Consider the following 19,166-nt stretch of genomic DNA (forward strand, 5'->3'; position numbering starts at 1 on the left):
CCACGGTCTGTGGCGCGTCGTCTCCGAGTCGGGCGAAAGTCCCGCCGCGACCGCCGCCGCCGGGCGGCCGCACACCGACGTCGCGCTGGTATGCTTCCGCGGCGCCGGGGCCGCGCCGCGGGTGATCGCCCGTGCCGTCTACGACACCAAGCCGCTGGCCTCGCACAACGGCGCCTACGTGCGCGAGAAGTCGGCGCAGATGATCCTGCGCGAGGTCGCGCGCTGCCTGCGCGACGGGACGCCCGCGGACCTCGGGCCGCTGCCCGCCGTGGCCACCCCTCCGCCGCCGGCGCTTCCGGGCTACGTCGGGCGGTCCCTGCGCGGCGGCTACCTGCGCCTGCGCCACCGGATCGCGGGCAAGCAGGGCTATCTGCCGCGGGCCTTCGGCCTGAAGATCGGCCGCGGCACGGCGGCGGACTTCGATCCCCTCGCCGCGCGCCCGGTGCCGATGCCCAGGATCTCGCTCTGGGCCGATCCCTTCCTGATCCGGCGGGGTGAGGAGACCTGGTGCTTCTTCGAGGACGTGGACCCCGCCCGCGGCTTCGGCCACATCAGCGCGGGCCGGGTGACCGAGCAGGGGCTGGTCGACGTGCAGACGGTGATGCGCCAGCCCCACCACATGTCCTTCCCCTTCGTCTTCTGGCACGAGGGAGAACTGCTGATGATGCCCGAGGTCCACGCCGCCGGTCGGCTGGAGATCTGGCGCTGCACCGACTTCCCGGGGAAATGGGACCTCTACTCGACCGCATTCGAGGGGACGCCCTGCGCCGACAGCGTGCTGTTCCGGCGGGGCGAGGAATGGTGGCTCTTCACCCACCAGTCACGCGACAGCTTCGGCGACTTCTGCAGCGACCTGCACATCTACCGTGTCGACGGGCCCGCCCTGAACCGGCTGGTGCCGCACCGCCTGAACCCGGTCGTCACAGATGCCGCGACGGCGCGCGGCGGCGGGCGGATCCACGTCACCGACGACGGCCGCGTGCTGCGCTTCTCGCAGGACAATTCGGGCGGCTCCTACGGCTGGGGGCTGAACGCGATGGAGATCCTGCGTCTCGACCTCGACCACTACGAGGAGCGGCGGGTGCGCCATGTCAGGCCCGATTTCGCACCGGGCCTGATCGGCTGCCACCACTTCGACGCGAGCGACGGCTGGTTCGTGATCGACGTGCGCTACGCCTGAGGCGCGTCACTCGGCCGCCGCGACATAGCTCGGCCGGACGCCCCCCTCGACCCCCATCTCCATCAGCACGCGGGCCATCTTCTGGCGGAAGATCGGCTCGGCGAAGGTGGCGGCGTGACGCACGAAGCGCTGCGGATCGGCCTGTTCCAGCCCCGAGGCTTCGAACCGCTCGACCGCGTCGACAAGCGAGTCGACGCTCTGCGTGTCGAAGAGCAACCCCGTCTCACCGTCCACGACGGAGTCGAGCGCGCCGCCCCGCCCGTAGGCGATGACCGGCCGGCCCGAGGCCATCGCCTCGACCGGGACGATGCCGAAATCCTCCTCGCCGGGGAAGATCAGCGCGCGGCAGCCCGCGAGATAGCGGCGCAGGCGCGCGTCGTCGACGCGGCCGAGGAAGCGGACGGTGTCGCCCGCCCGGCGCGCGAGCTCCGCCTCGGCGGCGTCGGGTCCGCCGATGACGAACAGCGGCCGCTTCAGCCGGGTGAAGGCCTCGACGGCGAGGTCGGGACGCTTGTAGGGGGCGAGTTCGCCGAGCCACAGGTAATAGCCGCCGCGCTGGTCGGCGGCCACGGGCCGGAACTGGTCCACCGCAACCGGCGGGTGGATCACCTCGGCGTCGCGGCGCCAGAACTTCTCGACCCGGCGGGCGACGTGGTTCGAGTTGGCGACGATCCGGTCGGGCCGGCCCGCCGTCGCCACGTCCCAAGCGCGCATCCGCCGCGCCATGGCGGGCATCAGCTGGCGGGTGAGGAAGCCGGCATTGGCGCGGTAGACGGGGTACTGGTCCCAGATATAGCGCATGGGCGAGTGGCAGTAGCACAGGTGCGGCGTGTCCACCGGCGTGATGACACCCTTCGCCGGACCCGCCTCGGAGGACAGCACCAGGTCGTAGCCGCTCAGGTCCAGCGCATCGAGTGCCGCCGGCATGAACGGCAGGTACTTCTGGTACAGCCGGTGCGCCATCGGCAGCCGCCCGACCGAGGTGACGATCACCCGGTGGCGGCGCAGCTTCTCGCTGATCTTCGCGGGAACGTAGGCGTGGGTGAAGATGTCCGCCTGCGGGAACATCGTCGAGAGGGATTCAAGTACCTTCTCGCCGCCCCGCATCCCGACCAGCCAGTAATGGATGATCGCCACCTTCAGATCGGGACGAAACGCCGATCCAGCCGGGACGGCCGGGAAGTTCGCTCCAGGAGTCCTTGACCCAGTATTCATATCCGTACTTTCCCTCCACCGTGTCGGTCGATGTGCGCGCGTCGACCTTGTTCAGGATCAGGCCGCGCACCTCCACGCCCATCTCGCCCAGGGTCGACAGGCTGCGTTGCACCGCGCTGCGCGGCGTGTGATCGTGACTGACGAGGAAGAACCTGGTGTTCACCTCCTGCGCCGCGATCAGGGCATCGGGCACCGCCAGCAGCGCCGGGGCGTCGACGATGACGAAATCGTAGGCCCGCTCGAGCTCGCGCAGCACCGGACCGAGCCAGCTGACCGCCAGGGCGTCGGCGGCCGCACGGCGCGGGCGCTGCGCCGCGAGCACATCGAAATCGTAGCCCGCGGGCGCGCAGATCGCGTCGGGCAGGTCGCATTCGTCCTCGATGAAATCCGCGAAGTCGTGCATCAACGGCGCCTTCGACCCGAGCGAGGCAAGAACCTTCGGACGGCGCAGGTCGCAGTCCACCACGATGGCGCTGCGTCCCGACAGCACCGCCATCTGGGCCAGCGCCAGCGCTGTCGTCGTCTTGCCCTCGCCGGGGGCCGAGGCGAGGATCATCACGCTCTGCCCCCGCCCGGTGGTGTCGCGCCTGAGGCTCAGCGCGGTGCGCAGCTGGCGCACCCTCTCGGCGTAGAAGGAATAGGGATTGTTCCTGAGGTCGGCCAGCATGTCGCCGGTGTCCGGCCAGTTGCCCTTGGGCAGGGAGGTCAGGACCGACAGGCCGGTGGCGTTGCTGAGTTCCTGGCTGGTGCGGAAGGTGTTCGGGGTCATCTCGCCGAACAGCACCCAGGAAGCCGCGAAGGCTGCGGTCACCGTCATCGCCAGCGTCGCCAGGAGCATCGGCCGCGGCGCCGACGGGGCCTCGGGCAGGATCGCGCGTTCGACGAGGACCGAGTCGGGCTGCTGAAGCTCCCGCTGGGCCCGCGCCTCGGCGATGCGGACCAGGAAGGATTCGTAAGTCTGGCGCGAGGCGTCGGCCTCGCGGTTCAGCTGCCGCAGGTCGAGCTGGTTGTCGGTCATCGACATGACCTTGCCCTCGAGGGTCGAGATGCTGTCCTCGACCCCCTTCTCCTGACCGCGCGCCAGCACCAGCGCGCTTCTCTGCGCGGCCACCGCGTTGTCCAGCTCGACCCGCATCGCCGAAAGGATCTCGTCCATCTGCTGGCGGTTCCGCACCCGGCGCGGATTGCTCTCGCCATAGCTGCGGGCCCAGACGGCATCGTTCTGGCGCAGCTCCAGCAGCTGCGCCGACAGCTCCTTCATCGTCGGCGTCTCGAGGACCTGCGCCGCCGCCTCGACCCCCTGGTCGCGCAGCAGCGCGGTCAGCTGGTCGAGCCGGGACTCGGCCGCGACCCGCTCGGCCCGGATCTTCGCCAGTTCCTTGTTGAGGTCGGCCAGCTGGTCGGTGACGCTTTGCAGCGTGCCGCCGTCGTCGATCAGGCTCTTGGCCTCGAACCGCGCCACCGCGCGCTCGGCCTCCTCCACCTGCCCCTTCAATTCGGCGAGCCGCGCCTCGAGCCAGGTCGTCGCGCGGCTGACCGCGGCGCGACGGTTGTCGAGCTGGAGCCCGATATAGGCGTCGGCCAGGCCGTTGGCGACGTCGCGGGCCAGTTCGGGGCTGGAGGAATCCACGCGGATGGCCATCACGAAACTGTCGGATTCGGCATAGACGTTGCGCATCTGCCGGACCGCGTCCACCATCCTGATCCGATGCGCCTGCGCCTCCGCCTCGGGCGAAAGCGGCGGCGGCGGCGAGACGAAAAGCCCCTTCACGAAGCCCTTGACCCGCGATTTCAGCGATTCCGGCTTCAGGTCCGGGTCGAGCAGGGCCAGCTGGTCGGGGGTCATCGCGTCCAGCATCTTCTCGATGACGATGTTCGAGCGCAGCACGGCGATCTCGCTGTTGACCACCTGCTCGCTCGGGACGATGTCGGCGACGACCTCGTTGCTGCCGACGATCTGCGCCTTGCGGGTGTCGAGCATCAATTTCGAGGTCACGCTGTAGGTCGGCGTCACCTGCATCATCGCGAGCCACACCAGGAGCCCGGCCGCGAACGAAAGCCCGAGGATCCGCCAGCGCCCCCGCCAGAGCGCCGCCATCAGGGCGCGCGCATCCACGGCATCCAGATCGGTCAGCCTCCGGGACCCCGGGCTCCTGGCGGCATCGGGGTGCCCCTGCGCGGAACTGGCGTTCATGCGATGACTCCCTGCGGCCCGGTGCGATAATGCGGGCGCGCGGCATTGGTGAGGGACCGCGGCGGCGGCTCCGGTCGGGTCCGGGGGCTGAATCGGCGCCCGGGGCGTGGTGCAGTCGGAATGCAGCGGGACGTTCCGCCGAGAGCCGCATTATTGTCAAATGCACCGGACTTTCTTCACGGATTGGAAGCGTGGCCGGGAACAATCGGCAAGCGGCCCGTCGATTGTTCGGCCGAAGGGCGGCCCGGGCGGGGGATGCTTCCCATCGATTCGACTTGGGGGATAGTGTCGGGCCAACCCGTCGCCCCGCCGCCTTCCGCGGAGGGTGCGGCCGCCCCTACGGTGTCGCGCCATGGAGATCCTGTCCAGCACGTTCATCGCCGCCGCGATGATTGGCACGCTGCTCGTCCTCGGGCTGCGGCGGGGGCTGTGGATGTTCTTCGCGATGATGCCGCTCGGCGCGGCGGCCGCGTTCAACATGCCCGCGGTCGGCAACGCGTCGTTCGGGATCAAGGAACTGGCCGTGATCGCGGTCTTCGGCATGGTGTTCCTGCGGCCGGGCGGGCCGGACAGCGTGATCGGAACGGTGCGCCCGGGTCAGCCCGGCTGCATCGCCCTGGTGCTGTTCGTCTGGTGCATCCTGTCGGCCTTCTGGGTGCCCGCGGTGTTCCGCGGCGCGACCGAGGTCTTCACCATCTCGCGCAGCGCCAACGCCAACGGCATCCGCTCGATTCCGCTGGGTCCGACGACGGGCAACCTGACCCAGCTCTTCACGCTGTCGATCAGCCTCGCCGCCTTCCTGACGCTCGCCACCTTCAGCCGCCTGAACCCCGATCCGCGGCAGATCGACCGCGCGATCGCCGTGGCGACCGGGCTGAACCTCGCGCTCGGGCTGCTCGACCTGCTGAGCGCGGCGGGCGGCTTCGAGATCGTCATGGAGCCGCTGCGCACCGCCAACTACACGATCCTCTGGGAGGCGCGGATGATGGGGCTGAAGCGGATGATCGGCGCCTTCCCCGAGGCATCGAGCTTCGGCAGCTTCTCGATGGGGCTGTTCGGCTTCTGGCTGCACCGCTACCTGGTCGAGCCGAAGTCGCGGCTCGCCCTCGTCATGCTGCTGATCGCGCTGTTCTGCCTGCTGCGCTCCACCTCCTCGGCGGCCTACGTGGGGCTCGTGCTGTTCGTCGCCGTCTACGTCGCCTACGGCTCGGCCACGCGGATGCGCTCGGTGCTGCAACGCCAGGTGGTCGTGACCGCGATCATCGGGGCGCTGCTGCTGTGGCACGCGGTCATCCTCGTCTACGCCTCCTACGAACTGGTCGAGCCGGTGGCCGCCTTCCTGAACGAGACCGTGTTCGAGAAGCTCGGCACCGACTCCGGCGTCGAGCGGATGAGCTGGAACGCCCAGGCCCTGCGCAACCTGACCGACACCTGGCTGATCGGCGCGGGCCTCGGCAGCGCGCGGGCATCGAACTGGCTGCTCAGCACCCTCGGCAGCCTCGGGGTGCCGGGCACGCTGCTGTTCATCGGCTTCCTCGCCAGCGTCTTCGCGATGCGGGTGCGCGGCGGGCGGGGCAGCGAGGCACAGATGACGGTCAGCGCACTGAAATGGGGCTGCGCCGCGACGCTGGCGACCGAGCTGCTGATCGCCTCGACCCCGAACCTCGGCGTGTTCTTCTTCGCCATGGCCGGGCTTGCCACCGGACTGGCGCGCAGCACCGCCGCCGAACCGGGCCGGTACACGCCCGTGCCGCGGGGCCACCCGGCATGAGGCTGCACCGCCTTGCCGCCGCAGCCCTGGCCGCGCTGGCCTGCGCCGCCCCGCTGGCCGCCTACGACCGGCCGCTGATCGGCCCCCGGCTCGGCGCATCGACCGACCTCGGGCAGACCTGGCGGCCGGACCTGCTCGACGCCGCCCGCGCCCTGCCCCTGACCCTGTTCCGGGACGAGATCTTCTGGCGCAACGTCGAGAGCGGCGGGCGCTTCGTCTTCGACAATCGCCGCGCCACCTATCCCGACCTCCTGCCGCCGCAGGGGGCGGGGCTGCTGTTCCTCGTCAACAACCCCCCCCCCGACCACGACGGCGGCACCACGCCCCGGACCGCCGAAGGCGCCGCCGCCTTCGCCCGCTACACCGCCGAGACCCTGGCGCGCTTCCCCGACATCTCGATCCTCGAGGTCGGCAACGAGATGAACACCGGCGATTTCGCCTGGGGTCCGGGCTGGGACGCACCGCTTGAGACGCGCGCCGCCTCCTACGTCCGTCTCCTCGCCGCCACCGCCGGGGCCGCGCGCGCCGAGAGGCCGGGGATCGAGGTGCTGGGCGGGGCCGCCCATTCGATCCCGCTGGCCTGGCTGAAGGAGATCTTCGCCAGGGGCGCCGCCGATCACATGGACGCCCTCGCCCTCCATCCCTACACCGTCCGCCCCGAACAGCTGGCCCGCCAGATCGCGCTGATGCGCCGCGAGGTGCCGCAGACGGCGAACCTGCCGGTCGCGGTGACCGAGTTCGGCCAGACCGACGCCGCCACCGCCCCGGCCTACCTGCTGAAATCCTACTGCCAGCAGGCGCTTTCCGGCGTCACCCTGTCCGTCTGGTATCCGCTGAACCCGCGCGGCGACGGCCTGGCCGCGCTGCTGACCGAGGACGGCCGCCCGACCCCGGTGGGCGAGACCTTCCGCCTGATCCGGGCCGGGTTCGAGGGCCGCCCGGTGGAGGACGTCGCCCCCGACCCCTTCACCTGGGGCTGCCGGTTCGGCGAGGACCGGTTGGTGCTCTGGGGTGCGCCGCGCAGCGTGGCGCTGGACGACGGCGTTCAGGCCCTCGATGCGCGCGGCCGTCCCCTGCCCTCCGGCGGGGCCGCGAGGCTTTCGGAGGAGGACCCGCTGGTCCTGGTGTCGTCGGCCGGCTCCCTGCGGCTTGGCCGGGAGGTGCGGCTCGGGCTCAAGGAGGTGATCGCCGACAGCTGGGCGCAGTTCGCCTATCCCGGTGCGGGCGCAGCCGATCCCTTCGCGCGCCTCGTCCGCCAGAACGGCGCCGAACGACCGCTGGAGATGCGTCCCGGGCAGGAGCGCGACGGCGTGCCCTGGACGCCGTACCTCGGAACCGGGATCGACGGGCTCGCCCGCGCCAGTGCGGAATGGGCCCTGCCCTCCAGCCCCCCGGCGGGCGAGATCGACATCATCTACCGATACCGGAGCCCCCGCGCCGCGACCGTCCTGCCCGAGATCCGGCTGGAGCCCTGGTCGGACGGCGTCACCCTGTCGGTGCTGCTGAACGGCACGCCCCTGCTTTCGACCGGGGTCGAGCGCGACCGGACGCTCCGCCTCGCCCCCCTGCACCTCGCCGCGGGCGACCGGCTGGACACCGTCATCGGCCCGCGGGGCGATGGCGGCAGCGGCGCGGGGGTGCGTGTGATCCTGAGGAGACCGCCGGAATGACCGTTCAAACGCCGCCTTTCCGTCCCGCCGGTGACGCGATCGCCCGCCACGACGCCCCCGGATCGAAGGAACCCGCCCCGATGAACCCGAGCAAGATCGTCGTCATCAACGACACCAGCCTGCCCCGCGGCGGCACCGCGAACCTTGCGCTGCTGGCCCTGCGCCACCTGCGCGCCCGCGGCGTCGCGGCGCACTGGGTCTGCGGCGACGACGGCGCCAACCCCGAGTTCGCCGAGCTCGGCGTGCCGGTGACGGCCGCGCACCAGTCCCCGCTGCTCGAGCGCGGGCGGGTCGATGCCGCCCGCGCGGGCGCCTACAACACCCCGGCGCGCGACATGCTGGCCCGCTACATCGTCGAGCATGACGACCCAGACACCGTCTATCACCTGCACGGCTGGGCGCAGATCCTGTCGCCCTCGGTCTTCTCCGCCCTCGCGCCGGTGGCCGAGCGGGTGTTCGTGCACGCCCACGACATGTTCCTCGCCTGCCCCAACGGCGTCTACATGGACTACCGCAAGGGCGAGGTCTGCACCCGCCGCCCCCTGGGTCTCGACTGCGTCACGACCAACTGCGACAAGCGGGCCTATCACCACAAGCTCTGGCGGGTGGCGCGGCACGCGATGCTGCGGCGCACCTTCGCGCCGGAGCTTCCCTGGGCCGGGGTGTTCCAGATCCATCCCGACATGCAGTCGCGGCTGGAGCGCGGCGGCATTCCGGGGCGGTTCTGCCGGACGCTGCGAAACCCCGCCGACCCGTACTCCGCCACCCGCATCCGGGCGGAGGAGAACGGCGGGCTGCTCTATGTCGGGCGGCTGGAGGCGGACAAGGGCGTGCTGGCCCTCGCACGCGCCGCCCGGCGCACCGGCGCTGCCGTGACCTTCGTCGGCGAGGGCACCCTGCGCGCCACGCTCGAGGCGGAGTATCCCGAGTTCCCGGTGACCGGCTGGAAGAGCCGCGACGAGATCGGCGCCATCGCGGCCGGGATGCGGGCGCTGGTGATGCCCTCGCTTCATCCGGAACCCTTCGCGCTGGTGCTGCCCGAGGCGATCCACTCGGGGCTTCCCGTGCTCGTCGCACAGACGGCGCTGATGTCGCGCGAGATCGCCGCGCGGGGCCTCGGCCTGTCCTTCGACGCCTCCGACGACGCCGCCTTCGACGCGGCCCTGCGCGCCATTGCCGCGCTGCCCCCCGCCCGCCTGCGCGAGATGAGCGAGGCGGGCTTCGCCGGGGACGCGCGGCTGGCGCTCAGCGTCGACGAATGGGTGTCGGGGCTGCTCGACGCCTACCGCGGCGCGGTCTTGCGCCAGCGCCCGGCCGAGTAGGTGCGCCTGCGGGTGAAGTTCAGGATCCGCTCCGGATCGCACCGCCCGCGGCAGAGATCGGACAGCGCCAGCAGGTTGCCCAGCAGGCGGCCCCGGTAGTCCGCCCAGGGACGCGGCCGGATCGTGCCGAGCAGGTTCGACCCGAGGTGGCGCACGATCAGCCGCCGCACCCGCGGCCCCTCCAGGGTGCCCTTGCGCTTCATGTAGACCGGGTTGACGATCTGCGAGTACCCGAGGTTCAGGCCCGGCGTCCGCCCCGTCTTCGTCCCGAGGTGCACGCCCCGCGTGACCGTGGCGCGCACCATCCGTCCGAACGGCTGGAGCCGGGCCGAGAAATCCGCGTCCTCCAGCCAGCTGTAGAGCGGAAGGCGCTCGTCGAAGCGCAGGCCGTTGGCCAGCACAGGCGCGGCGCGGATCGCGGTGTTGCAGCCATAACCGGTGTCGGTGGGCCGGAAGCCGTCCTCGGCCGGGGTGCGCAGCGCCTCCGCCAGCAGCGCCTCGCCCTCGGCCTGTGTCAGGCCGGGCCCGAGGATGCCGTCGGCGACGACATGACCGGTCAGCAGCACGATCTCGGGGCGTTCGGCGAAGATGCGCTCGACCTGCACGAGGTAGTCCGGCGCCATCAGGAAGTCGTCGTCGAGGAACATCAGCAGGTCGTCGGGCCGCAGCCGGTCGAGGATCGCGTTGCGCTGCCGCGACAGCCCCGGGGGACCGACCAGAACCTCCACCGGGAACGGCAGCGGCTCGGACTCGATCCCGCCGGCATCGGCGCCGTTGGCGACGCTCAGCAGCACGAGGTCGGGCCGCCGCGCCTGCCGGGCGAGGAAACGGACCGTGTCCGCGACGATCCCCGGCCGCCCCACCGTGGGGATTCCCACCACGATCCGGGACACGGGCCTGGCGGCGTCGGCTTCGGCGGGCGCGGCGGGAGATGCCATCAGAACGCGCCTTCGCGCCGCAGGACCACGCTCACGGTGCGCAGCAGGATCCCGAGATCGGTCCGGAAGCCCCGGTTGCGGACATAGGCCACGTCCAGCGCCACCCGCTCGGCATAGCTCGCCTCGCTGCGGCCGCTGACCTGCCAGGCACCGGTGATCCCCGGGCGCACCGACATGTAGTCGGCGGCATGGGGGCCGTAATGTCCCAGTTCCTCGGACGTCACGGGGCGCGGGCCGACAAGGGCCATGTCGCCCCGCAGGACGTTCCAGAACTGCGGCAACTCGTCCAGGCTGGTGCTGCGCAGGAAGGCGCCGAGACGCGACACCCGCGGATCGCGGTGCACCTTGCGGTGGGTTTGCCAGTCGTCCCGCGCGACCGGGTCGATGTCGAGGATCGACTGGAACCGCCCGGCGCCGTTGGGGATCATCGTGCGGAACTTGTGGCAGCGGAACGGCTGCCCGCCGCGGCCGACGCGGACATGGCTGAAGAACACCGGGCCGTCGTTGCCGCGCAGGATCAGCAGGCCGACAAGCACCATCACCGGTGCCAGCAGCGCCAGGGCACAGAAGGCGACGCTCCGGTCGAAGGCCGACTTCCAGAACGCGGACAGCCGCCCAGTCGTCCGGAACCGCTGCGGCGGCGTGGACGGAACGGGCTGCACGCGGCGGCGCGGCTCGAGATACGGATCACTGGCAACACTCATGGCTTTCCCCTCAGGCAGGTGCCGAAAATAAGTCACATTCGAGGCACCGCTTTCGACACAGTCCTGCGAAACAGTTTGTTGCCAATGAGGAAAGCAGCACTCGGCGCAATTCCGGCCATTTCCGGCGGGAGCGGAGCCGCCACGCTGTTTTTTCCTTTCCACACAATACCTAAACTATTAACCAAGACCTCCACACCGAGAAATCGGATGGACGACATTCTCCCTCGACGTGTATTCCGCCAATTTTCACAATTCCCTTAAGGCGAGCCGCGCCCCAATCCCGCCCGATCCTCGCCACCTTTTGACTGTGGCGCGCCCGTCCCCAATCCGTTCCGGCCCGCGGCATTGGTTCCTGCCCTCCCCGGAAACAGCGGGTTTCGGCACCGCGATTTGACAGGTCCATGCCCGACTCCAATAGTCGCGCCATCTCCAACGTGAACGGACACCACGATGACCCAGCCCAAGGAATCGCCCGACGCCCCGGCGCTCTTTCCGGCGACGCCGACGCAGGAGCGGCTGTGGCGGCTCGAACGCGATCACGGCGATGCGGTGTCGAAGAACATCGCCGTGCAGTGGGAACTGCGCGGCCGCTTCAGCGACGCCAACGTCGAGGCCGCCTTCCAGAAGGTCTTCGACCGGCACGAGATCCTGCGCACCGCCTTCGAGGAGGTCGACGGCAAGCTGCGCCAGCGGGTGGTCGCGCGGGTGCCGTTCCGTCTGGGGCTGATCGACCTGCGCGGCATGGGCAGCGCCGACTGCGAGGCGCGTATCCGCGGCATCGCCGAGGAACTCGCGGCCCGGCCCTTCGACATGACCGCCCCCGGCCAGCTGCGCGCCTGCCTGGTCCGCTTCGCCCCGGAACGGGCGATGCTGCTGATCGCGACCCACTACGGCGTCTTCGACGGCTACTCGATCCGCATCCTCGGGCGCGAGGTCGGCACCCTGCTCGGCGCCGCCGAAACCGGCGGCCAGGCCGACCTGCCCGAGCTGCCGCTTCAGTACGGCGACTATGCCGCCTGGCGCGCCGCCTGCGCCGACAGCGCCGCCATGGACGAGGCGCGCGGCTACTGGCACGCCCGGCTGCGCGGCAAGCCCTACTTCGAGGTTCCGACCGACCGGCCGCGCCGCCCCCTGTCCGAGCGCGCGGGGACGACGCTGAAACTGCCCATGTCCCCCACCTTCCGCGAGGACCTGGAGCGGGCGGCCAAGGCGCTCGGCACGTCGCCTTTCGCCCTTGGCGCGGGGGTCATGGCCGCCGCGCTCCATGCCGCCACGGGCGAGGACGAGGTGGGCTTCACCACCTGCGTCGCGGGGCGGGAGGAGGCCGAGCTCGAGCACCTGATCGGCGTCTTCGTCAATCCGGTCGTCCTGCGGTTCGACTGTGCCGATGCCAGCGTCGGCGACCTGTCGCACGCCGCCCGCCGCATCGTGGCCGAGGCGCTGGCCCACGGCGACTATCCGATCGACGACCTCGCCCGCGACCTCGGAGAACCGCTGGACCCCGCCCGGACGCCCTTCGTCGCGCCCTTCTTCTCGCTCCAGTCGGTCTTCGTGGAGGAACAGCAGTACGGACCGGTGCGCATCGTCTCGGTGCCCTCGCACACGCCGCAGGTCACCCACGACATCGCGGTGCAGGTGATCGGCCGGGACTCGGGCTGGCACATGATCGTCGATTACGACACCGGCCTCTTCGAAGAGTCGACGGTGCGCCGCTTCGCCGACATCGTCCAGCGGGGCTTCGTCGCCGCCTTCGACCTGCCTGCGACGCGGGCCGCGGCGCTCGCCGCCCCGACCCACGACGCCGCCAACCAGTCCCGCGCCCCCCGCCTTGCGCCCGTGGCAGAGGCCGCGGTTGTGTCACCGGCGCTGCCCGCCCGCGCCGCGCCCGAGACCCTGGCCCGCCTCTCGGCCATCTGGGCCGAGAGCCTGGGCCGCACGCCGGACGGTGCGGCGGCCGAGTTCTTCAACCTCGGCGGCAACTCCATGGCGGCGCTCAGGATGCTGGCGCGGGTCGAGGCGGTGCTCGGCGCGCGCATCGACATCGCCGGCTTCTTCGACGACCCGACGCTTGGCGGGCTGGCGCGCAAGATCGACGCCCTGCTCGGCACCCCGGTGCCCGAAGCCGACAACGCTGCGGGGCAAGATGACGGGAATGAGGACGACGGGATCTGGTCCCTGATCCCGCTGCGCCATGGGCCGGACACGGCACCGCTGATCGTCTCGATCAACCAGCCCTTCCTCTATCACGGCCTGTCCCGGGGCCTCGCCTCCGAGGCCGAGGTGGTGAACCTGCACGTCCGCGACACCGCCGCGCTGGCCGGTGACGACGCCGCGGTGCTGGAGCGTCTGCTGAAGGGCGCGACACAGCGGATTGCCGAACGGGCCCGGGGCCGCAGGTTGATGCTGATCGGCCATTGCGTCGATGGCACGCTCTCGCTGCTGATCGCCGACCGGCTGAGCGCCCTGGGGCAGTCCCCCGACCTCGTATCGGTGATCGACTGCTGGGCGCCCGATGCCAACGCCGCGCTGTCGGCCCGGCGGATCCGCCTGCGCCGCCTCGGGGAGAAGGCGCGGCGGTGGGGACTGAACCTGCGCCAGAAGATGACGGGCGAGATCGGCTGGACCGAGTTCCTGTCGCGCAACAAGCTGTCGCGCCCGCTGCTCGAACGGCTGGGCCGCGTCGCCCCCGCGACCGAGGCCGAGCACGAGGAATGGGCCGTGAACGCCCGCCTCGTGCGGCTGGTGAAGTCGATGGGCACGCTCCGCTATGGCGGTGCGGTGGCGATGTTCGCCACCGGCGGACAGTTCGCCGACGCCCGGCCCCGCCTGTTCGGCTGGCAGGGCCGCCTGCCCGCCGACGCGTCGATCTTCGACATCCCCGGCTGGCACGAATACGCGCTGAAGCAGCACGGGGCCAAGACGATCGCCGCAGTGCTCGACGCGAAGCTGCGACGCGGCGCGGCCTGAGACCGGGCGCCGCGTGAGCGCCGGTCCGGTTGCGGCCGAGCTCTGTATCCGGTCGCTCGACGACGGAGCCGAGGACGACCGCGCGCTGCTGTCCGCCGCGGAACGCGACCGCGCCGACCGCTTCCTGCACCCCCGTGACCGGCTGCACTTCACCGCGGCGCGCGCCGGTCTCAGGCGGCGACTGGCGGGCCATATCGGGGTGCACCCTGCCGCCCTGCCGCTGCGCACGGCGCCGAACGGCAAGCCCGAGCTTCCCGGCGGCCCGATCTTCAACCTCAGCCATGCTGCGGGTCTTGCCGCCCTCGCCGTCACGCCCGCGGCGGACGTCTGGCGGCTGCACGATTTCCGACCTGCCCCGGAGCTTGCCGGCGCCATCGCCGTGATGAGCCGCGGACGCGACATCGCCGTGACCCCGCGCCGCTGACAACCCCGAACGAAAGGCCCGCGCCCCGGTTCTCCCGGGGCACGGGCCCTCTGATCGCCTGCCGCGCCGGGCTCAGCTGGCCGTGCGCTTCCTCAGGAAATCCTTGACCGAGGGCTTGGCCGGTGCCGTCACCGTGCCGCGGCGGTCGGCGAAGGCGGCCAGCTCGCGCAGGCTGGGGTTGTCGAGGACATGGCGCGCTTCCAGGTTGTGGCCCTTCGCGATCATCCGGGCGGCCAGGCGGAACACCGCGAAGCTGTCGATGCCCATGGTGAAGATGGTGTCGGTGACCGAGATCTCGGGCAGACCCAGCACCTCGCACCAGATCGCGGCCAGCGCCTTCTCGGTCGCGGTGTCCGGCGCGCTTCCGGCCGGCACCGCTGCCGGGGCGGCGGCGAGGTCGGGCGCGGGCAAGGCCTTGCGGTCGAGCTTGCCGTTGGCGGTCTGCGGCAAAGCCTCGAGCCGCTGCCAGAGCGTCGGCACCATGTAGTCCGGCAGATGGCGCGAGAGCGCCTCGGCCAGGGCCGCCGGATCGGCGGTGCCGACCAGATAGCCCACCAGCTTGCCCTCCCCGCTCGGCGCCACCTTGAGGGCCACCGCGGCCGCGGCGACACCGGGTTCGGCGCGCAGCCGCGCCTCGATCTCGCCCAGTTCGATGCGGAAGCCGCGCAGCTTCACCTGGCCGTCGCGGCGGCCGAGCACGGCAAGGCTGCCGTCGGCGGCGCGCACCGCGAGGTCGCCGGTCATGTAGAGCCGCTGCGCCTGTCCCGCGACGGTGCAGTCGCGGAAGGCCGCCCCGGTCAGGTCCGGCCGGTCGAAATAGCCGTTTGCCAGACCGTCGCCGCCGATGGCCAGTTCGCCCACCTGCCCCGGCGCACAGATCCCGCCCGCGGCGTCCAGGACATGAAGCGCCGTGTTGGCGACCGGCGCGCCGATGGTAATCGGCCGGTCCGGAGACACGCGGGCCAGCGCCGACCAGATCGTCGTTTCCGTGGGCCCGTACATGTTCCAGAGCGTCGCGCCCCCTTCGGTCAGCCGCTGGGCAAGGTCGCCCGGCAGCGGCTCGCCCCCCGCCAGCATCCTGAGGTCGGTCCGGGGCTGGAAGCCGGCCTCCAGCAGCATCGCCCAGAGCGTCGGCGTGGCCTGCATCGCCGTGATGTCGCCGCGCGACAGGCGCTCGACCAGGCGGAAGCCGCCGCGCACGTCCTCGCGGGACGCGATCTCGACCTCGGCGCCCACGGTCAGCGGCAGGAACAGCTCCAGCAGGGCGATGTCGAAGCTGACCGTGGTGACGGCGAGCAGCTTGTCGGTGGGCCAGAGCCCCGGCGCGACGGCCATGGAGGCGAGGAAGTTCACCACCGCGCGATGCGGCACCTCGACTCCCTTCGGCGTGCCGGTGGAGCCGGAGGTGAAGATCACATAGGCGGCCGCCCCGGACGAGACCTTCCGCGGTTCGGGCGTCGCCCCGGCCTTTGCGTCCTCGGGGCGGATCAGCGTCCGGCCGGGTGCCGCCGCTGCCGCCGCGTCCGATGTCAGCACCGCGGCGATCCGCGCGGTGTCGAGGATCAGGCTCTGGCGTGCCTCCGGCAGGTCCGGATCGACCGGCACATAGGCATGGCCGGCCTTCAGTACCGCGAGCATCGCCACCACCATGCCCGCACCCCGCGGCACCGCGATGGCGATCCGCTCGCCCGTGCCGGGGACATTGGCCTGGATATGGGCGGCAAGCGCATCCGAGCGCTGCGCGAGATCGCGGTAGGCGAGCGTTCCCGCGGCATCCGTCACGGCGGGCGCGTCGGGGTTGGCGGCGGCGGCCTTCGCGATCAGGTCCTGCACCAGCGCGTCGCGGTCGAAGGGCATGTCGCTGCGGTTCCAGCGCTCGGCGATCTCCCGCGCCTCGGCGGGCCGGAGCATCGGCAGGGCGGAGATCGGCGCCTCGATATCCTCGGCGAGCGCGTCGAGCACGGTTTCGAGGTGGCGCACCCAGCGCTCCACCGTCGTCCGGTCGAACAGGTCCGTGTTGTAGTCGACGTCGACCCTGAGTCCCTCGCGCCCTTCGACCATGTTGAAGAACAGGTCGAAGTTGACGGCGGCCTTCGGGTTCGCGCCGACCTGCGCGGTGGCCGTGCCGAAGCGCAGGCCCTCGGGCACACGTTCGAGGTTGAACTGCACCTCGGTGATCGGCAGCCGCGACAGCGTGCGCGGCAGGGCAAGGTCGCGCACCAGCGTGCCGAGCGTGTAGGCGCCGTGATCGAAGCCGTTGGCGACCGCGTCGCGCACCCGCTTCAGGTGGGTGGAGACGCTGTCGGCGGGGTCGAAATCGGCGCGGATCGGCAGGAAGTTGACGAGGTGGCCGACGATCGCCTGGTCGTCGAGCTGCGCCTGCCCGCCGGTCGGCACGCCCAGCACGACCTCGCCGCTGCCCGAAAGCTTCCCGAGCGTGATCTGGAGCGCGGCGAAGAGCGAGGAGAACAGCGTCGCGCCGTGGCGCGCCCCGGCCTTGCGCACCTTCTTCACCAGCTCCGGCCCCATGCGGCACGAGGCGGTAGCGCCGGCGAAGCTCTTCCTCGGCGGGCGCGGCCGGTCGGTGGGCAGGTCGGGCAGCGCGGGGATGTCGGCGTACTGCGCCTTCCAGTAGGCGCGCACGGCGGCGTCGGGCTCGCGATCCTGCCGGTCGCGGGCGAAGGCGGCGAAGGAGGGCGCGGGCTTCAAAGCGGGGGCGCGGTTCTCGGTCGCGGCGGTGTAGAGTTCGGCCAGTTCGGTGAACAGCGTGTTGTAGGACCAGCCGTCGCAGACGATGTGATGTGCCGTGATCACAAGGACATGGCGGGCGTCGTTCATGCGGAACAGCAGGGTGCGGAACGGCAAGCCTTGCGTGATGTCGACGGGCTGTCGGGCGTCGGCGGCCAGTGCCTCGGACAGCGTGCGTTCGGCATCCCCGGCGCTCAGGTCGTGGAAGACGGGCGTGGCGTCGGCCTCGGGCATCACCTCGAAGCTGGTACCGTCGGTGGCGAAGACCGCGCGCAGGGCGTCATGTCGGGCGACGAGCGCGTTCAGCGCGCGGTCGAGCGCGGCACGGTCGAGCGGGCCGTCGATGGTCATCGAGACGCTTTCGTTGAAGCTTGCCGCCGGGAGGTCGCCCAGCTGGTGGGTCATCCAGATCTCGCGCTGGCTTTCGGTCAGGGCGACGGGGCCGGTGACCGGGACTGTGACCGGGGCTGTGACGGCAGCGGGCTTTTGTGCCGCGGCAGGCTTCGGCAGGGTCACGCCGTCCTTCGGCGCGAGGATGCCGACGGATTGCAGGCTGTCCACGGCCGTCTCGAAGGCCTTCAGGACGGCGGCGCATTCCGCCTCGCCGTGGGCGGTGGTCAGGAAGCCGCAGAAGCCGTCGAGGATGTGGATCCCCTCCATCCGCATCAGCGGGAACAGGAGCGTGGCGCGCGGATCGTGCTGGCTGGCGTTGATGACGAACCAGCTGGAGAAGCGGGTAACGAAGCCCGGAAGCCCCCGCGCGGCGAGCGCGGCGTTCATGTCGGCGGCGAGCTTCGCCGCCCGCCCGGCCGCCCCGGTCCAGAGCCGGTCGCCCTCGGTCTCGAGGTGGTCGAGCACGGCGGCCACGGCGGCCACCACCAGCGGGTGACGCACGAAGGTGCCCGCGAAGAAGGTGGGCGCGACCTGCGGCGCGCTGTCGTCGCCGAAGGCCCAGGCCCCGCCGTCGAGCGCGTCCATGAACCTCCGCCGGCCCGCCAGCACGCCCACCGGCATGCCGCCGCCCACGACCTTGCCGTAGGTCGCCATGTCGGCGTCGATGCCCCAGAGGCCCTGCATGCCGCGGGCGTGGGTGCGGAAGCCGGTCACGACCTCGTCCATCACCATGGCCGCGCCCCCTTCGGCGGTGATGCGGCGGATCTCGCGGACGAAATCGGCGGGTTGGTGTTCGGGGTGGCGGCTCTGCACCGGCTCGACCACCACGGCGGCGATGTCGGCGACGTTGGCGGCGATCCAGTCCCGCGCGGCGGGTTCGGCCCAGGGCAGCACCACCATGTTCGACAGCGCGTCCACCGGGATGCCGGGGGCGATCGGCAGCGCGCCGGGTTCGCCCCGGGTGCGGGCCTTGATCAGCACCTCGTCGAACTGGCCGTGGTAGTCGTTGGTGAAGGTCACGATCTTCTTGCGCCCCGTCACCGCGCGGGCCAGCCGCATGGCGGCCATCACCGCTTCGGAGCCGGTGTTGCAGAAGGTTGCGCGGTCGTGGCCGACGAAGCGGGCGAAGCGCTTCGCGGTCGGCCCGGCGAGGTCGGCCTGCGGGCCGATGGGAAAGCCCTTCTCCATCTGTTCGGCGACGGCCTTCGTCACGAAGTCGGGGGAATGGCCGAAGGCGGTGGTGCCGAAGCCGTTCACGAGGTCGATGAAGCGGTTGCCGTCCACGTCCTCGATATGCGCGCCCTTCGCCTTCGCGGCGACGACGGGGAAGATCATCTCCTTCCACTCGGCGCGGAAGCCCGCGACGGTGCGCGGATCGGCGTGGGTGTCGCGGTTGGCGTCGGTATGGGCCTTGGAGCCCGCGAAGCGCTTGCCGTAGCGCAGGGCGAGGTCGGTGGCGAAGGCGCGCTGTTCCTCGGTCAGTTCCGCATGGGCGACGGCGGGAGCGCGGCCGAAGCGGATCGGCTCGGGCTTCGCCGGGGGTTCGTCGGTGTCGGCGGAGGGGGCCGCGGCCTGCGGCGCTGGCGCAGGTGCGGCGGCGACGGCGGTCTGGGCCGGAGCCTGCGCCGGGGCCGCCGCCA

Annotated in this window: 11 protein-coding genes; 6 read left to right on the forward strand and 5 right to left on the reverse strand. The window is 71.4% G+C overall.

Features of this window, described 5'->3' with window-relative positions; all coding sequences use genetic code 11:
- The coding region (locus A7B20_RS19935; RefSeq protein ID WP_102110343.1) for a glucosamine inositolphosphorylceramide transferase family protein at nucleotides 1–1,180 on the forward strand (1,180 nt) is incomplete at its 5' end.
- A gap of 6 nt (nucleotides 1,181–1,186) precedes the next feature.
- Here A7B20_RS19935 and A7B20_RS19940 read toward each other — a convergent pair.
- Together A7B20_RS19940 and A7B20_RS19945 are read right to left on the reverse strand one after the other, a co-directional pair.
- The gene (locus A7B20_RS19940; protein ID WP_172961070.1) at nucleotides 1,187–2,317 is read right to left on the reverse strand and encodes a glycosyltransferase; all 1,131 of its coding nucleotides are present in this window, start codon (nucleotides 2,315–2,317) and stop codon (nucleotides 1,187–1,189) included.
- Nucleotides 2,262–4,589: a GumC family protein gene (locus A7B20_RS19945; RefSeq protein WP_102110345.1), complete on the reverse strand. Its 2,328-nt coding sequence runs from the start codon at nucleotides 4,587–4,589 to the stop codon at nucleotides 2,262–2,264. The genes A7B20_RS19940 and A7B20_RS19945 overlap by 56 nt, the downstream gene beginning before the upstream one ends.
- A gap of 352 nt (nucleotides 4,590–4,941) precedes the next feature.
- On the opposite strand from A7B20_RS19945, the gene A7B20_RS21375 reads away from it, so the two are divergent.
- The 3 genes from A7B20_RS21375 to A7B20_RS19960 are packed head-to-tail and all read left to right on the forward strand — an operon-like array spanning nucleotide 4,942 to nucleotide 9,352.
- Nucleotides 4,942–6,360, forward strand: a complete 1,419-nt coding sequence (locus A7B20_RS21375) for an O-antigen ligase family protein (RefSeq protein WP_157937738.1) — start codon at nucleotides 4,942–4,944, stop codon at nucleotides 6,358–6,360.
- Complete coding sequence (locus tag A7B20_RS19955; protein ID WP_102110346.1) at nucleotides 6,357–8,030, forward strand: glycoside hydrolase family protein; 1,674 nt, start codon at nucleotides 6,357–6,359, stop codon at nucleotides 8,028–8,030. The genes A7B20_RS21375 and A7B20_RS19955 overlap by 4 nt, the downstream gene beginning before the upstream one ends.
- Nucleotides 8,027–9,352 (forward strand): glycosyltransferase, encoded by a 1,326-nt coding sequence (locus tag A7B20_RS19960; protein ID WP_245867148.1) that lies wholly within the window; start codon nucleotides 8,027–8,029, stop codon nucleotides 9,350–9,352. Before A7B20_RS19955 ends, A7B20_RS19960 begins: the two co-directional genes overlap by 4 nt.
- On the opposite strand, the gene A7B20_RS19965 is transcribed toward A7B20_RS19960, so the two are convergent.
- Both A7B20_RS19965 and A7B20_RS19970 read right to left on the reverse strand, forming a co-directional pair.
- Nucleotides 9,313–10,290 carry a glycosyltransferase family 2 protein gene (locus tag A7B20_RS19965; protein ID WP_102110348.1) on the reverse strand — a complete coding sequence of 326 codons (978 nt, stop codon included), beginning with the start codon at nucleotides 10,288–10,290 and terminating at the stop codon, nucleotides 9,313–9,315. The two genes, A7B20_RS19960 and A7B20_RS19965, sit on opposite strands and share 40 nt — an antisense overlap.
- Nucleotides 10,290–10,994, reverse strand: coding sequence for a sugar transferase (locus A7B20_RS19970; protein ID WP_102110349.1), 705 nt, complete (start codon nucleotides 10,992–10,994; stop codon nucleotides 10,290–10,292). Before A7B20_RS19970 ends, A7B20_RS19965 begins: the two co-directional genes overlap by 1 nt.
- A gap of 450 nt (nucleotides 10,995–11,444) precedes the next feature.
- On the opposite strand from A7B20_RS19970, the gene A7B20_RS19975 reads away from it, so the two are divergent.
- Both A7B20_RS19975 and A7B20_RS19980 read left to right on the forward strand, forming a co-directional pair.
- Nucleotides 11,445–13,961, forward strand: a complete 2,517-nt coding sequence (locus tag A7B20_RS19975; RefSeq protein WP_102110350.1) for a condensation domain-containing protein — start codon at nucleotides 11,445–11,447, stop codon at nucleotides 13,959–13,961.
- Between the two features lie 13 nt (nucleotides 13,962–13,974).
- Nucleotides 13,975–14,385 (forward strand): 4'-phosphopantetheinyl transferase family protein, encoded by a 411-nt coding sequence (locus A7B20_RS19980; RefSeq protein WP_102110351.1) that lies wholly within the window; start codon nucleotides 13,975–13,977, stop codon nucleotides 14,383–14,385.
- Nucleotides 14,386–14,457: 72 nt separating this feature from the next.
- Here A7B20_RS19980 and A7B20_RS19985 read toward each other — a convergent pair.
- The coding region (locus tag A7B20_RS19985) for a non-ribosomal peptide synthetase (RefSeq protein ID WP_157937739.1) at nucleotides 14,458–19,166 on the reverse strand (4,709 nt) is incomplete at its 5' end.

It is taken from the genome of Oceaniglobus roseus (assembly GCF_002869745.1).
GTDB classification, from domain to species: domain Bacteria; phylum Pseudomonadota; class Alphaproteobacteria; order Rhodobacterales; family Rhodobacteraceae; genus Oceaniglobus; species Oceaniglobus roseus.